Here is a 14345-nt window from a genome sequence, read left to right as displayed (position 1 = left end):
CCGCCGCGGGGTAGGTGGAGGAGTGGCGGGGGCGGCTTGCGCGGATGGGTCTACCCGTCAGTAAGGTAGAGGGTGTTACCGATGGTAACGCTTTCCCGGAGGGGTGGACGATGAGCGAGAACGGCTTCTGCCCGGAACTGAGCGACGACGTGCGCGAGGTGCGCGACTGGGTGCGCGAGTTCGCCCGCACGGTCGTCCGCCCGGCCGGCGCCGAGTGGGACGAGCGGGAGGAGACGCCCTGGCCGATCATCCAGGAGGCGGCCAAGATCGGTCTCTACTCGCTCGACTTCTTCGCCCAGCAGTCCTTCGAGCCCAGCGGCCTCGGCCTGATGGTCGCCTTCGAGGAGCTCTTCTGGGGCGACGCCGGGATCGGCCTGTCCATCGTCGGCACCGGCCTGGCCGCCGCGGCCCTGTCGGCCACCGGGACCCCCGAGCAGATGGGCGAGTGGCTGCCCCAGATGTTCGGCACCCCCGACGACGTCAAGCTCGGCGCGTTCTGCGCCTCCGAGCCCGACGCGGGCTCCGACGTGGGCGCCATCCGCACCCGGGCCGTCCACGACGAGGCCTCCGGCGACTGGATCCTCAACGGTGTCAAGACCTGGGCCACCAACGGCGGCATCGCCGACGTGCACGTCGTCGTCGCCTCCGTCGACCCCTCGCTCGGCACCCGAGGCCAGGCCTCCTTCGTCGTCCCGCCGGGCACCCCCGGCCTGTCGATGGGCCAGAAGTTCAAGAAGCACGGCATCCGGGCCTCCCACACCGCCGAGGTCGTCCTCGACGGCGTACGGGTGCCCGGCTCCTGCCTGCTGGGCGGCAAGGAGAAGCTGGACGCCCGGCTGGCGCGGGTCCGCGAGGGCGGCAGGGCCGGGGAGCAGGCGGCCATGCGGACCTTCGAGACGACCCGGCCCTCGGTGGCCGCCATGGCGGTCGGCATCGCCCGCGCCGGTTTCGAGTACGCCCGTGACTACGCCCGCGAGCGTGAGCAGTTCGGCCGCCGGATCGGGGAGAACCAGGCCGTCGCCTTCCTCCTCGCCGACATGGCCACCCGCGTCGACGTCGCGCGGCTGATGACCTGGCGCGCGGCCTGGATGGCCCGCAACGGCCGGTCGTTCGACCAGGCCGAGGGGTCGATGTGCAAGCTGGTGGCGGGGGAGACGGCGGTGTGGGTGACCGAGCAGGCCATCCAGATCCTGGGCGGGGCCGGCTACACCCGCGACCATCCGGTCGAGCGCTTCCACCGCGACGCGAAGATCTACACCATCTTCGAGGGCACGTCCGAGATCCAGCGCCTGATCATCGGCCGCGCCGTCACCGGCCTGCCCGTTCGCTAGGATGCCCGGTTTTCTGATCGTGGTGTGAGGCCCCGGTTCCGGCCCCTGTTCCGTCAGAGCATCCGGCCGAGCGTCAGGGGAGATCATCTCCTGGTGTGGCGGTCCGGTCCGATCGTCACAGAGAGCGGCGTTAGGGTGACGGGCAGGGAGATCGACCGGAAGTGGATGGACGGGTCCCACACCCGCTACGTGGTCCGCGAGTGACGGGCCTCCGCCGCGGGCTGCCGGGCGCCGGTACGGGACCGTAGGTCGATAGGCTGCGGCGGGTGCGGCTGCCGAGTGCGATCTGAGCGGTGAGGTGCGGATGATTCGGGTGCTCATCGCCGAGGACATGCGGATCCTGCGTGAGGCGCTGTGCGGCCTGCTGGGGCTGGAGAGCGACATGGTGGTCGTGGCCGCGGTCGAGTCCGGTGACCGCATCGTCCCCGCCGCGCTGGAGCACCGGCCGGACGTCGCCGTGATCGACATCGAGCTGCCCGGGATGGACGGTCTCCAGGCGGCGGCGGAGCTGCGCGACAGGCTCCCGGACTGCAGGACGTTGATCCTGACCGCGGTGGGACAGCCGGGGAACCTGCGCCGGGGGATCGCCGCGCAGGTGGCGGGCTTCATGGTGAAGGACTCCCGGCCGCAGGATCTGACCGACGGGATCCGTACCGTGGCCGCGGGCGGGCGGGTGATCGACCCGCAGCTCGCCTACGCGGCGCTGGCCGTGGCGGGCAGCCCGCTGACCGCTCGGGAGGCCGACGTGCTGCGCCTGACCGCGTCCGGCGCGACACCGCGCGAGGTGTCCGCGCAGCTCCACCTGAGCTATGGCACTGTACGGAACTATCTCGCTTCAGCGGTGACCAAGCTGGGAGCGCGCAACCGGGTGGACGCGATCCGCATCGCTACTGCGGCAGGCTGGCTGTGAGCGTGAACGTGCCGTCGCGCTGACCGGCGTCCAGCCGCCCGCCCGCCCGGGTGATGCGCTCGGTGAGGCCGGCCAGCCCGGTCCCCCGGCGTTCCGGTGCGGTCACCGGCCCGGTTCCCGGGCGTTCCGGTACGGCCGGTGCGAGGCCGTCGTTGGTGACGCGCAGCCGTACCCCGCCGGGGACCGAGACCACGGAGATGCGGCAGGTGCGCGCGGCGGAGTGGCGGATGACGTTGGTCACCGCCTCGCGGAGGGCGACGGCCAGGAGCGGGGCGTCAGGGGGCGGTCCGGACGTCGAGACGGTGACGTGCAGGCCCGCGGCCTCCAGGATCGAGCGGGCGGCTGCGATCTCCTCCGGCAGGAGGAGTTCGGTGGTGAGGGAGCGGACCTCGTCGCGGGCGCGTTCGGCCAGGACGAGCAGTTCGGAGAGTTCGCGCCGGGCGCGATCGGGGTCCGTCGGCAGCAGGCGGGCGGCGAGTTCGGCCTTGAGGCTGATCCCCGACAGGCTCATGCCGAGCAGATCGTGGAGGTCGCGGGCCAGGCGCAGGCGTTCGGTGACGGCCGCGACACGGGCCACGCCGTCGCTGGTCTCCTCGAGCTCGCGGGTCACTTCGGGGATGCGGCACAGGGCGTACACCTGGATGGTGATGACGATGACGCCCGCGCTCCAGTAGACGTAGTCGCCGGCACCGGTCCAGTGCCGGCCGGAGACGAGGGCCAGCATGAGGGCGGAGAGCGGGGGGATCGCCCATGCCCAGAGGCGGCGCAGCCGGACGACGGCGGCGCCGGCCACGGGGAGGAACGGGGCCAGGATGGACTGCGGCGACCAGAACGGGATCGCCGTGGCGATGACCACGACGAGTGCGTGCAGGGTGAGGGTCCACGGCCAGGCCCGCGGCTCGGAGCCGGGCGCGCGGGGAGCCCCGTGATACAGCTGCAGTCCCACCGAGACCGCCGTCAACGAGCCGGCCAGCGCCCAGACGCCCGCCTCCATCCGAGGCTCCAGGGCGAGGCCGATCACGGTGATGGCCGAGTGGTCGGCCAGCATGAGGACCAGGAACCACCAGGCGAGGCGGGGCCGGATCCGCGCCGTCCGGTCGGCGTCCGGCGCCGGCGGCACGGCCGGCACCACCACGCGCTGGGCGTCGGCGATCGTGCGTGCGGTGGCCAGCGCCGTACGGCCGAGGTCGGCCACGCGGGCCAGCCGCCCCGTGGTCGGCGCGGTCAGGCCGTCGCGGATCAGCTGGATGATCGTGGACAGTTCGGTTCCGAGCGCGCCGCGCAGCCGGGCCGCGCTCTCCAGCCGCTCCCGCTCGGCGGCGAGCGCGGCGAGTCGTTCGCGTTGCCCGGTCGCCTGGTCGAGCCGTCTGGCCAGGTGGGTGACGGCGAACATGCCGAGACCGGTGTTGAGGACGATGATCGCGATGCCCGCCGCGGAGAGCGGATCGGAGCCGCGGTAGACGGCGATGGCGGGGTCGGTGGCCGTGGTGAGCGCGAACAGCGGCCAGGACAGCGGGGCGGGCACGGTCAGCAGGATCGCCGCGCCCAGGAATCCGGAGAGGGGGCCCCACGCCTTCCCGAGCGCGAGGTACGGCGCGAAGACCAGGAACGCCTGGGCCGCCAGCAGGAGGCGCGGCCGCCACGGCCGCATGACGATCACCACGTGGAGGGCCGCGACCGCCGCGATGGCGGCGACACCGAGCGCGGTGTCCCGGGCGGGGAGAGGTTCGCGCAGGAAGTCCCCCACGCGGGTGACGGCGAGGGCGCACACCATGGCGAGGACGAGTGTCCAGCCGAACCTGCTCATCCAGTCCCCGATCATCTGCGGAACTCATGATTATGTGCATTTTGCACGTGGGTGTCATGCGATGGGCAGATGGACCGGTGCACCAGGCACTGCCGTCATGCCTGCCCGAACCTGGATCGTGGAGGCATGGCAGAGGACATCAGGCCGTTCCGGATCTCGATCCCGGAAGTCGCCGTCAACGATCTACGCGACCGCCTGGCCCGCACCTGCTGGACCGATGAACCGCCGCCCGCAGAGCTGGCCGACGGCACGCCGTACCACCGGTCCGGCCCCGTGCGGCCGGACCGGTGGTACGGCGTGCCGTCGGCGTACGTGCAGGACCTCGCCGAGCGCTGGTGCGACTCCTTCGACTGGCGGGCGCAGGAGGCGAGACTGAACTCCTATCCGCAGTTCACGACCGTCATCGACGGCCAGACCGTCCACTTCGTGCACGTGCGCTCGGCGGACCCCGCGGCGACGCCGCTCATCCTCACGCACGGCTGGCCCAGCACCTTCGCGGAGTACCTGGACCTGGTCGAGCCGCTGTCACGCGATTTCCACCTGGTGATCCCGTCCATCCCCGGGTTCGGCTTCTCCGGGCGCACCCGCGGGAAGGGCTGGGACGCCGTGCGCGTCGCCCGGGCCTGGGCCGAGCTGATGCGGCGGCTCGGCTACGACCGGTACGGCGCGCACGGGAACGACGCGGGCTCGATCATCTCGCCGGTGCTCGGCCGGATCGATCCCGAACACGTGATCGCCGTGCACGTCAACCAGATCTTCCCCTCCGGTGACCCCGCCGAGTCGCAGAGTCCTCCTCCGGAGGGCAAGGGGTACCCGAACCTCCCGCGCTCCTTCATCGGTCCTGCCGTCCACGACGGGGCTCGGCAGGAGCGACCGCAGGTCCTTCGCCACGGGCTGGCCGGCTCACCGGCCGGTCAGCTCGCCTGGATCTGCCGGTTGCTGGCCGGTGTGGACTCGGACGTGGTGCTGACCAACGCCTCGATCTACTGGTTCACCGGCACCGCGGCGTCCGCGGCCCGTTTCCACCACGAGAACGACCGCGCCTCGGCGTATCCGAACCCGACCACGTTCCCGATCGGCCTGGCGAGCTTCGCCCACGACCTCCGTCCGGTCCGGAGACTCGCCGAGCGGGACCACCGGTACATCGTGTCCTGGAAGGAGTTCGACCGCGGCGGCCACTGGGCCGCGCACGACGCCCCGGACCTGCTCGTCGAGGACATCCGCCGCTTCTTCACCTGCCTGTCCGGCTGAGAAAGTGTCGGGTGACCGGCCCTGACCGAGGCGCTGGCCGGCGCGGACGCTGCGGCGCTGCGGGCGGTCGTCCCGGTCGCGGTGCGGCTCGGGGAGCGGCACCGCGGCCAGGCTCTGACCGACCTGGTCCGCGACGCGCTGCTGCGCGCCGACGCCGATCTGGTCCTTCCCTATCTGCGTGATCCGAGGCCGCGGGTGCGGGCCGAGGCCGTACGGACCCTCCGCCGGCTGGGTGCACGGGTCGATGTCTCGGCGGTGCTGGAGGACCCCGCGCCGGTGAAGGTCAGGGGGAAGGTACGGCGGTCGTCTCGCAGGCACACGACGGCTCCACAGTCGGATAGAGGTGGACGGAGGCGGGGCAGTCGTCGGATGCCGTGGTGAGCCGCCGAGTCCGCGGTGAAGTGCTCCACTTCCCGGCCCTGAGGTCAGGCCACCGTACCGATCCCGACCAGCGATGTGGCGTCGACCGAGTCGGCCTCCTGGCCGGCCAGGAGGCCGGGCAGCCGGTCCCGTACCCGGGCGACCGCCTCCGGGGCGAGGTCGTCGAGCATGCCGCGGAAGCCGGTACCGACGACCATGAGCCACGCCAGGTCCGCGGTGAGCGGAACGGTCAGCGGGATCCGGTGCACGTGCACCTCGGTGGTGCACGTGCACCCCGGTCAGGCCGAGGCGGGTCAGCCACGCGCGCATGGTGGCGTCGGTGTCGATCCGGGCCGCTGCGGCCCGGCTGGACGGCGGAACCGGGGGAGTGCCGCGTCCTGTCCGATCGCGGTGTGCAGCACCGTGCCGAACCGCTCCAGTGCGCCCTTGGCCCAGGCGGTGACGGCGAACCGGCCGCCCTTCCATGTCCGTCACCGGGCCCGTCACCGGGCCCGGACGGTTCTCAGCCGGGGGTGATCAGGCCGCGCCGGTAGGCGCGGACCAGCCGGCGGGGCACCAGGACCTCCCGGCCGCCTGCGGTGATGGTCGCCAGGTCGGGGGCGGCGGTCTTCCACTGGGAGCGGCGGTGGCGGGTGTTGCTGCGCGAGGTCTTGCGCTTGGGGACGGCCACGGCTCACCAGCTCGCCTTCGTCACGCCGGGCAGCTCGCCGCGGTGGGCCATCTCGCGGAAGCGGATGCGCGACAACCCGAACTTGGTCAGGTGGCCGCGGGGGCGGCCGTCGACGGAGTCACGGTTGCGCACCCGGGTGGCGGAGGCGTCGCGGGGCTGGCGGGCCAGCGCCCGTACGGCCTGCTCGCGCTCCTCGGGGGTGCCGGTGCGGACGATCTCCTTGAGCGCGGCGCGGCGCGCGGCGTGGCGGGCCACGACCGCCTTGCAGCGCTTGTTGGCGGCGATCTTGCTCTTCTTGGCCATCAGACCTTTCCTCCCCGGGCGCGGATGCGGGCCATGGCCGCCTCGACGCCGACCTTGTCGACGGTCTTGATCGCCTTGGCGCTGAGCGTGAGCCGCACGAACCGGCCCTCGCTCGGCAGCCAGTAGCGGCGGTGCTGGATGTTGGGGTTCCAGCGGCGGCGGGTGCGCCGGTGGGAGTGGGAGACACGGTTGCCGAAAACCGGCGCGGCGCCGGTCAGCTGGCAGTGGGCCGACATCAGCTCCTCCCGTAGCGCTGGTTGAAGCGCTGGAGGCGGCCGGCGGTGTCCAGTACGCGGCTGCGGCCGGTGTAGAAGGGGTGGCTGGCCGAGGAGACGTCGACGTCGACGAGCGGGTAGGTGTTGCCGTCCTCCCACTCGATCGTCTTGGCACTGCTCATGGTGGAGCGGGTCAGGAACGCGAAGTCCGCGCTCGGGTCGCGGAACACGACGGGGCGGTAGTCGGGGTGGATGCCCTTCTTCACAGGGTCATCGCTCCTCTCGGAAGAGCACGTGCTGGCGGATGGTCGGGTCGTATTTGCGCAGGGTGAGCCGGTCGGGGTCGTTGCGCCGGTTCTTGCGGGTCACGTAGGTGCAGCCGGTGCCCGCGCTGGATCTGAGTTTGATCACGGGGCGGAGTTCGTTTCGGGCCATGGGATTCCTTCCGTGCGGCCGACTCGTGTAATGATAATGGAAACGGTTTTCATTTCGTCAACCGATGCCCGACCGCGACGCCGGGAGCATCACCGCGCCCGCGCCCGCAAAGGAGAACCCCGTGTCTACCCCTGTCGTCCTCATCGCGGGCCTGCACGCACCCGCCCGCACCGCCGCCGTCGACCGGCTGCTGCACGACCACCCCGGCGCCGTCGCGATCCATCACGACCTGCGCGAAGTGGTCCGCGAACGGGTCGAGCGCGTGGTCCGTGACCGCTCCGGCATCCTCGACCTGGCCGAGGTGCGGCTCGCGCACGGCTGCGTCACCTGCACCGTGCGCGAGGACCTGCTGCCCGAGCTGATACGGCGCGCCGCCACCGCCTCCCTGCTGATCGTGGAGCTGTGGGACGCGGTCGAGCCGCGCGCGGTGGCCGAGGCGGTCGACTGCGAGGAGGCCCACGGCGTGTTGCGCCTGACCTCGGTGCTGACCGCGCTGGACGCCGTGCACATGCCGATCGACATCACCCGGGGCGACCGCCTGGCCGAGACGGGCCAGGTCGCGGCGGCGGGGGACCAGCGGTTCCTGGCCGAGGTGCTGGCCCGGCAGATCGAGTACGCCACCGGCCTGGTGCTGCACGGTGGCGACACCGAGGATGAAGAGCTGTCGCGCGCCGTGCTCGACCACCTCGCGCCCGTCACCCCCGTCTTCGGTGACGACGCCCTGCCCGAGGTGACGGGCGCCGCCCTGTGCACCGGAATGCTGGCCGAGCGCATCGACCCGGCCACCGCCCGGCTGCCCGTCGACGCCCGCACCGACGAGATCACCACGGTGGTCTGGCATCGGTTGCGCCCGCTGCACCCGGCGCGCCTGTTCGAGACCGTCGATGAGCTGGTCACCACCTCGGTCCGCTCCCGCGGCCGGTTCTGGCTGGCCACCCGCCCGGAGCAGATGCTGGCCTGGGACGCGGTCGCCGGCGTCGTCTCGGTGGAGGACGCCGGTCCATGGCTCGCCGCACTGCCGCAGGCCGCCTGGGAGATGGTCTCTCCGGCCCGCCGCGCGGCCGCCGCCCTCGACTGGGACGAGGTCACCGGCGACCGGGTGCAGCACCTGGTCTTCACCGGCCCCGACCTGGACCCCGGGCACGTCCACGCCCTGCTCGACTCCTGCCTGCTCACCGAAGAGGAGATGCTGGCCGGCTCCGACGCCTGGGCCGGCTACGACGACCCGTTCACAGGCGTCCTCGACCTGAAGGAGACCGCATGAAGCCCCGCCGTACCCCTCGCAAGAAGATCAACCTCCTGCTCGGGGTGGACCGTATCGACTACAAGGACACCGACCTGCTGCGCCGGTTCATCTCCGACCGAGGCAAGATCCGCAGCCGCCGGATCACCGGTGTCACCGTCCAGCAGCAGAGGCGGCTCGCCCGGGCCATCAAGAACGCCCGGGAGATGGCCCTGCTGCCCTACGTCTCCGCCCCCGCGGCTGACACCACCCCTCACCTCCGGCGCAGCCCGCACAGGGGTGATCGATGGACCACCGCGACGCCCGCGACCTCCAGTCACGGGGAATGACCGCGACCGGCAGCCGGCTGCCGGTGTTGCGCTGCCTGCGCACGCAGCGGGAGCCCAGGAGCGCCGGAGAGATCCACGCCCACCTGCGCTCCCGCGGCGACCGCGTCGGCTTGACGACCGTCTACCGCACACTCGCCGCCCTGGCCCGAGCCGGCCTCGTGCACGCCTTCGAGCGCAACGGCGAGACCGCCTACCGGATCTGCGGCGAGGGCGAGCACTGCCATGTGGTGTGCCGTGCCTGCGGAGCGGTCGCCGAGGCCGCGGCATCCGCTCTGGAGACCGTCCTGGCGGACGGTTTCCGGATCGAGGAGATCCACGGGACCTGCCCGGACTGCCTGGAGAGGTGAGCCGCCGGCCACCGCCCGTGGCTTCCCTTGACGCTGTGCTCGCATCCTATTGAAAATAGAAACCATTATCGATGCTGGTCGGGACGGTGCGAATGACTGATCCATACGAACGGTCGGCCGAGTTCGTCGACGCCATGATGGCCCCGCACTGGGAGGCCCTCGGCCCCCCGTTGGCGAAGGTGCTGCAGGCGTTCGAACCTGGCCCGGTCGTCGACCTCGGCGCGGGCGGCGGACTGGGCACCCTGGTGATCGCCGAAGCACTGTCGGACGCCGAGATCATCGCCATCGAACCCTCCCCCGCACTCCGGTCGGTGCTGACGGCCCGCGGGCCCCGACAGCGTCACCTGGCACATGGCCTACCGGGTCTACGAGGGGGAACGGCTCGTCCGCGAGGTCGAGACGGACTACGCCTGGCGGGTGCTCGGAGAGCGGGCGCTGCGCGAGGAGGTCGCCGAGCACGGCTTGACCCTGACCCCTACCGGACCGGAGGACCTCGGAATGTACCTCATAGAGGAGGACACGCATGTATGAGGTGATCGTGGTCGGCGGCGGCCCCGCCGACTGAGCGCGGGCCTCGTGCTCGGGCGGCAGCGCCGCAAGGTTTTGGTGGTCGACGCCGGCCGTCCGTGCAACGCGTCGACCGCGGAGTGAGCTTGTTCCGCTTTGACGGACACCTTTGGTGTGGTGGTCAGGCCGCGAAGGCGGCCTCGTAGGCGGCCTCGTAGGCGGCGGGGCTAACGTAGCCCAGACTGCTGTGCAGCCGGTGCAGGTTGTACCAGCCCTCGATGAACTCGAAGACCGCGCTGCGGGCGGCGGCCCGGCTGGGCCAGGCCCGATCACCGGGGCGGCATCGGTCGCAGGCGCACGGACCGGCCAGGGTCCGGCGCGGCACGAGAACGCGCGGCCTGCCGGACGCGATCCACTCCGCGGGAATAGGAAATGCGCCGCTCCATGGTCCAGGCCGGCGGTTCTACGGTGCGGCCCAGGCGATGATCGGGCTCGCGTGCTGGGGCAGCAAGACGACGAACTCACCCGAAGGTTGGGCGACCCGTGCCAGGTCGAGGCGATCGCGGGTGGCGAGCAGGGTTTTCACGGCGTCGGCTCCGTCGGTGATGCGGTCGAGGCGGGCGTAGAAGGCGATTTTGTCTGCCGGTCCGCCGACCCACATGGTGATCGCCGCGCCGTTGCGGCCGCCGGTCACCGTTCGCCACTTCCCGCACGCTCGCTTACGGTGAGGACACTACCGATCTCCTCACCTGGCGGAGATGCCATTACGGTTCGGGGGCAGTCCCTGGTCGCCGTGACCGGTCGCTCGACCGCCGCTCCGCTACCCCCCGGATGACATCGGTAGGACCTCTGCGATTTTCGCCGGCAGGCGGCGTTGAATCTTCAGTGCTATCCGGCCGGCGCGGATCCGCAGCGCGTTGTTCACTGCAACGGCGTGGCATCCCCTCCAGGGAGGCGCCGTGCGGTGAGCAGGACGTCGTCCGCTGTGGTGACGTCCGCGGCAGAGCCGGGCCCTTCGGTCACCCGAGCGGAGATGAAGGCCTCGATGGCAGCCATGTGGCCGGGCTGCAGCCCTCTGCCGGGCGAGGGCGCGATCAGCAGGGCCCGGCCGCCTCCGGTCAGCTCGTCATGGACCGGTCCGCTGGTGGGGACCTCGACGTCGTCGGTCCAGATGAGCCGCCGCCCGCGTGCCAGGACGTCGCGGGCGGCGGCGAGTTCGGCCGCCGCCGCGGCGTCGGCGGACAGGTGGCCGGACCAGGCGCGGGCCAGGCGGGGCAGGGCGAACAGCCGTTCCATCTGGTCGGCGTCGGGGCACCAGGTGCTGCACCAGCGGATCTCCACGTCACCGGCCCGGTGCAGGGCTCGGACGCGATCCAGCAGGGCCGGTGCCCAGCGCATGCGGTAGGCGTTACTGCCGGAGTAGGCGGTGCCGCTGCGCGGGGCGGCGCCCCAGCCGGGCCGGGAGGCGTTGATCACGCCGTCGACGTCGAGCAGCCAGACCGGCCGATCCATCAGCCGGGATGCTTCGTGGGCGCGGGGCGCGGGGCGCGGGGCGCGGGGTGCGGGGCGGACGTGTTCATGATCGGTCTCCTGGGGGTTGGGATGGGGCCGCCCCGGTGTCCGCCGGGAATCGGCCCTTTCGCCCGACCGTAGGACGGTGCGGCGCCGGGAAGCAAAGCGTTCCACTTCCAAGGAAGTGGAACAGGACTCTCGACGCTCCGTCAGACAATATGTGCCCCGGGGCGATCAGCTCGCCGACCGTTCCGAAAATCGTTCCACAAGATGCGTTCCGGGAAGAACGTACGAAGTTGACTTCCGGTACGGTCCGGCCATGGGAACCGACATGCACCACCCCACAGGCGGGCTCGAACTCGCGTACGCGCGGGTCAACACCGCCGATGAGGGCATGGGCCGCGTCGCCTTCCTGCTGCTGGCCCTGTTTGCCGAGATGGAGCGCACCTTCACCGCCGAGAGGGCCGCTCACGCCCGTGCCGTTGCCGAAGCCGCCGGCCGCCGCATCGGCCGCCCGGTCGCCCACTCCGCCGACAGGATCGAGTACGCCAAGCTTCTGCAACAGCAGGGCAGCAGCCTCGGCCAGATCGCGACCAAGACTGGCATCCCCAAAACGTCCCTGCATCGTTACCCGCAGGCGTAGCCCCTGCTCGACCAGGACCGGCACTCCGGTGCGGTGCCTAGACCGTCACCGCCAGCAGATCACGGAACGCCTCGGTGCCCTGCGGCGTCACCTCTACCGCGCGCCCGGAGCCGACCCGTCGCAGCCACTGCCGCTGCAATGCTGTGGCGCACAAGGCCGCGCCCAGCGCTCCGGCGAGATGTGGTCGACGCTCCGTCCAGTCCAGGCAGTTCCGTACCAAGGGGCGCCGGGCGCCTGGGGGCTGCTCGTATCCCAGGGCGTCGGCCAGCCATGCCCGACCTGCCGCGGTGACGGCGATCCCGGAGTCGGTGGCAACCAGCCCTCGGGCGATCGTTGCGTCTGCCAGGACCACGCCCAGCTGCCCCGCCAGATGGTCGTAGCAGGTGCGGGCGCGGGCTTCGGCGCTGAGCCGCACCGATTCGCGTAGATTCTGCGGACGCGGAGTGTCCGGAGCGTACGAGGCGAGGGCCTCGACGAGGGCGGCAGCCTCGGGGCCTGCCAGCCGGACGTAGCGGTGTCGGCCTTGACGTTCCTCGGTCAGCACTCCCCCCTCGATGAGGCGGGAAAGCTGCTCGCTGGCGGTGGAGGGTCGCACTCCCGCATACCGGGCGAGCTCGCCCGCCGTCCAGGCACGTCCGTCAAGCAGTGCTTGGCAGAAGACCGACCTGGTGCGGTCGGCGAACAGGCCGGCGGTCTCGGCGAGCGAAGGCATGCCGCCATGATGCCGCAGGGATGGTTCGGGCGGCGCCGAACTGTTCCGCACCTAGCGTCAGGTCCATGACGCACACGATGCATGAATTCAACCGTCATACGGACGTGCGCGCGGCGCTTGCCGACCCGGCGCTAGTCCCCGAGCTGCCGACAGCGGACGCCGGTCCCGTGGGGGCGAGTGTCGCGTGGCTGCGGGCCACCGTGGCCCGATTCAGTTCCGGTGAGCCTCATCGGCGGCGCAGAGCCTTCGTGGAGACCGAACTCGCCCGGCTGGAGCCCGCCGCGCTGTGGAACGCAGTGACGGCCGGCACTGACGGGGAGGTCCAGGTGCGGCTGGTTCATACCCTCGCCGAGGCCCTGGAGATGCCGCAGCCCAGAGAGGTGGCGGAGGCAGTGAGCATCGTGGCCGGGGTCTACTTCGGGGGTGCGGACCCGGCCGCGGACGAGGCTGTGGCCCGGCTGGTGGCGCTGCTGGTGCCAGAGGACGCGGACGAGTCCGCTTTGGAGGCCGCCGCCAACCGCATCGGGCTGCTGGTGCAGGCGTGCGCGGCGACGGCGGCACTGGTCGATGCCGCGGCCGGCGGCAACGTACCGCTGGCGCGGGTGCTCCGGGAGACTCCACCGGTGCGAACCATGCGTCGCATCGCCGTCCGTGCCACCCGCGTCGCCGGACAGGACATCGCCGATGGCGATGTGGTGCTCTTGGATCTGGCAGCCGCACAGAGTGCGCATCCCGTACCGGTCACTTTCGGCGCCCCGCCCAGGGTCTGCCCCGGCCGAGCCCACGCTCTCGCCCTGGCCAACGGCCTCCTCCAGCGGCCGCTGACCGCATTCGCCCATCTGCACCATCGAGCCGCCCCGCTGCTGCTGCCCAACGCCTGGGACTACGCCTCCGCCGCCGCCCTTGCGGCCCAGGGCTTCAACGCGATCGGCACCACCAGCCTGGGCGTGGCCGCGGCCCTCGGCCTGCCGGACGGAGCGGCCGCCACCGCAGCGGCGACCGTGGCGCTGGCCCGCCGACTCGGGCGGGGCACTTTCCTGTTCACCGTCGATGCCGAAGGCGGTTTCAGTGACGACCCGAAGGAGGTGGCCGAGCTGGCGCGACGGCTGTACGACGCCGGCGCGGCGGGGATCAACCTTGAAGACGGCCGCTCGGATGGCACCCTCGCTTCCGTCGAGCTGCATGCCGCGAAGATCGCTGCCGTCAAAGCCTCCGTACCCGCACTGTTCGTGAACGCCCGTACCGACACGCACTGGCTCGGATGCCAGGAGGAGAAGACCGCAGAGCGCCTCGCGGTCTACGAACAGGCTGGGGCAGACGGGGTGTTCGTGCCGGGCCTGTCGGATCCGGACGAGATCGCCGCCCTGATAGGGGCCCTCGTCGTGCCGCTAAACATCCTGTACGCACCGACCGGCCCCGACCTTACCGAGTTGGCCGCGCTGGGCGTGCGCAGGATCAGTCTCGGTTCGCTGCTTTACCGCAGAGCTCTAGCGGCGGCCGTGACCACAGCGACCGACATCCGCGACGGCCGGTCGACGGACCTCAGTGCACCCTCGTACACCGAGGTGCAGGCGACTTCGGTACTCCGTGCAGCCGACTCCAGAACCTGACACCACCGCCATTCACCGATGAAAGTCACACCCTCACCTAGATGATCTTCGTTGACCATCCCGGAAACGACGTCGTTAACCCGCGTTCCGCGTAATTCAGGCCCCTAGAGGCTGGCACGACCTGAACGTGCTGGTCAGC

General features: G+C 71.5%; 19 protein-coding genes and 1 pseudogene. 9 read left to right on the top strand and 11 right to left on the bottom strand.

Features of this window, described 5'->3' with window-relative positions:
- Window positions 1-110: 110 nt before the first annotated feature.
- Both IEZ06_RS31655 and IEZ06_RS31650 read left to right on the top strand, forming a co-directional pair.
- Entirely contained in the window at window positions 111-1331 is a 1221-nt protein-coding gene (locus IEZ06_RS31655; RefSeq protein WP_068893826.1) for an acyl-CoA dehydrogenase family protein, read from the top strand.
- Window positions 1332-1635: 304 nt separating this feature from the next.
- Complete coding sequence (locus IEZ06_RS31650; protein ID WP_189240348.1) at window positions 1636-2241, top strand: response regulator transcription factor; 606 nt, start codon at window positions 1636-1638, stop codon at window positions 2239-2241.
- On the opposite strand, the gene IEZ06_RS31645 is transcribed toward IEZ06_RS31650, so the two are convergent.
- Window positions 2219-4063, bottom strand: a complete 1845-nt coding sequence (locus tag IEZ06_RS31645; protein WP_189240347.1) for a sensor histidine kinase — start codon at window positions 4061-4063, stop codon at window positions 2219-2221. The two genes, IEZ06_RS31650 and IEZ06_RS31645, sit on opposite strands and share 23 nt — an antisense overlap.
- A gap of 111 nt (window positions 4064-4174) precedes the next feature.
- Here IEZ06_RS31645 and IEZ06_RS31640 point away from each other — a divergent pair, with 111 nt between their 5' ends.
- Complete coding sequence (locus tag IEZ06_RS31640) at window positions 4175-5299, top strand: epoxide hydrolase family protein (RefSeq protein WP_189240346.1); 1125 nt, start codon at window positions 4175-4177, stop codon at window positions 5297-5299.
- Window positions 5300-5724: 425 nt separating this feature from the next.
- Here the strand turns inward: IEZ06_RS31640 and IEZ06_RS31635 are convergent, their stop codons facing one another.
- The 6 genes from IEZ06_RS31635 to rpmG form a co-directional block, all read right to left on the bottom strand.
- Window positions 5725-5928, bottom strand: a complete 204-nt coding sequence (locus tag IEZ06_RS31635; protein ID WP_189240345.1) for a hypothetical protein — start codon at window positions 5926-5928, stop codon at window positions 5725-5727.
- A gap of 254 nt (window positions 5929-6182) precedes the next feature.
- On the bottom strand, window positions 6183-6350 hold the full coding sequence (gene rpmF, locus IEZ06_RS31630) for a 50S ribosomal protein L32 (RefSeq protein ID WP_189240344.1): 168 nt from the start codon (window positions 6348-6350) through the stop codon (window positions 6183-6185).
- A gap of 3 nt (window positions 6351-6353) precedes the next feature.
- Complete coding sequence (gene rpsN / locus IEZ06_RS31625) at window positions 6354-6653, bottom strand: 30S ribosomal protein S14 (protein ID WP_189240343.1); 300 nt, start codon at window positions 6651-6653, stop codon at window positions 6354-6356.
- On the bottom strand, window positions 6653-6889 hold the full coding sequence (gene rpmB / locus IEZ06_RS31620; protein WP_189240342.1) for a 50S ribosomal protein L28: 237 nt from the start codon (window positions 6887-6889) through the stop codon (window positions 6653-6655). Before rpmB ends, rpsN begins: the two co-directional genes overlap by 1 nt.
- Window positions 6889-7134 carry a type B 50S ribosomal protein L31 gene (locus IEZ06_RS31615; RefSeq protein WP_189240341.1) on the bottom strand — a complete coding sequence of 82 codons (246 nt, stop codon included), beginning with the start codon at window positions 7132-7134 and terminating at the stop codon, window positions 6889-6891. The genes rpmB and IEZ06_RS31615 overlap by 1 nt, the downstream gene beginning before the upstream one ends.
- A gap of 4 nt (window positions 7135-7138) precedes the next feature.
- Window positions 7139-7303: a 50S ribosomal protein L33 gene (rpmG, locus tag IEZ06_RS31610; protein ID WP_189240340.1), complete on the bottom strand. Its 165-nt coding sequence runs from the start codon at window positions 7301-7303 to the stop codon at window positions 7139-7141.
- Window positions 7304-7424: 121 nt separating this feature from the next.
- Between rpmG and IEZ06_RS31605 the strand changes: the two genes are divergently transcribed.
- The 4 genes and pseudogenes from IEZ06_RS31605 (at window position 7425) to IEZ06_RS36845 (ending at window position 9753) form a co-directional block, all read left to right on the top strand.
- Window positions 7425-8567 (top strand): CobW family GTP-binding protein, encoded by a 1143-nt coding sequence (locus tag IEZ06_RS31605; protein ID WP_229798989.1) that lies wholly within the window; start codon window positions 7425-7427, stop codon window positions 8565-8567.
- A pseudogene (gene rpsR / locus IEZ06_RS31600) lies at window positions 8564-8779 on the top strand (30S ribosomal protein S18); the annotation flags it as partial. The gene IEZ06_RS31605 and the pseudogene rpsR, both read left to right, overlap by 4 nt.
- A 92-nt stretch (window positions 8780-8871) precedes the next feature.
- Entirely contained in the window at window positions 8872-9222 is a 351-nt protein-coding gene (locus IEZ06_RS31595) for a Fur family transcriptional regulator (protein WP_189240337.1), read from the top strand.
- 351 nt (window positions 9223-9573) lie between these two features.
- Window positions 9574-9753: a hypothetical protein gene (locus IEZ06_RS36845; RefSeq protein WP_203872298.1), complete on the top strand. Its 180-nt coding sequence runs from the start codon at window positions 9574-9576 to the stop codon at window positions 9751-9753.
- A 157-nt stretch (window positions 9754-9910) separates the two neighbouring features.
- Here the strand turns inward: IEZ06_RS36845 and IEZ06_RS31585 are convergent, their stop codons facing one another.
- From IEZ06_RS31585 to IEZ06_RS31575, 3 genes are all read right to left on the bottom strand, one after another.
- Window positions 9911-10114 carry an IS3 family transposase gene (locus IEZ06_RS31585; RefSeq protein WP_203872297.1) on the bottom strand — a complete coding sequence of 68 codons (204 nt, stop codon included), beginning with the start codon at window positions 10112-10114 and terminating at the stop codon, window positions 9911-9913.
- Window positions 10115-10192: 78 nt separating this feature from the next.
- Window positions 10193-10423, bottom strand: coding sequence for a hypothetical protein (locus tag IEZ06_RS31580; protein ID WP_189240336.1), 231 nt, complete (start codon window positions 10421-10423; stop codon window positions 10193-10195).
- A 227-nt stretch (window positions 10424-10650) separates the two neighbouring features.
- Entirely contained in the window at window positions 10651-11241 is a 591-nt protein-coding gene (locus IEZ06_RS31575; protein ID WP_203872296.1) for an HAD domain-containing protein, read from the bottom strand.
- Between the two features lie 319 nt (window positions 11242-11560).
- Here IEZ06_RS31575 and IEZ06_RS31570 point away from each other — a divergent pair, with 319 nt between their 5' ends.
- Window positions 11561-11884, top strand: a complete 324-nt coding sequence (locus tag IEZ06_RS31570; RefSeq protein WP_203872295.1) for a helix-turn-helix domain-containing protein — start codon at window positions 11561-11563, stop codon at window positions 11882-11884.
- A gap of 37 nt (window positions 11885-11921) precedes the next feature.
- Here IEZ06_RS31570 and IEZ06_RS31565 read toward each other — a convergent pair whose 3' ends face one another.
- Window positions 11922-12596 (bottom strand): winged helix-turn-helix domain-containing protein, encoded by a 675-nt coding sequence (locus IEZ06_RS31565; RefSeq protein WP_189240335.1) that lies wholly within the window; start codon window positions 12594-12596, stop codon window positions 11922-11924.
- A 65-nt stretch (window positions 12597-12661) separates the two neighbouring features.
- On the opposite strand from IEZ06_RS31565, the gene IEZ06_RS31560 reads away from it, so the two are divergent.
- Window positions 12662-14206, top strand: coding sequence for an isocitrate lyase/phosphoenolpyruvate mutase family protein (locus IEZ06_RS31560; protein WP_189240334.1), 1545 nt, complete (start codon window positions 12662-12664; stop codon window positions 14204-14206).
- Window positions 14207-14345: the final 139 nt, after the last annotated feature.

Origin of the sequence: Planomonospora antibiotica, from assembly GCF_014647955.1 — a bacterium.
Taxonomy (GTDB): Bacteria; Actinomycetota; Actinomycetes; order Streptosporangiales; family Streptosporangiaceae; genus Planomonospora; species Planomonospora parontospora.
The sequence above is the reverse complement of the archived record's forward strand: the minus strand, read 5'-3'. Positions and strand labels throughout refer to the sequence as shown.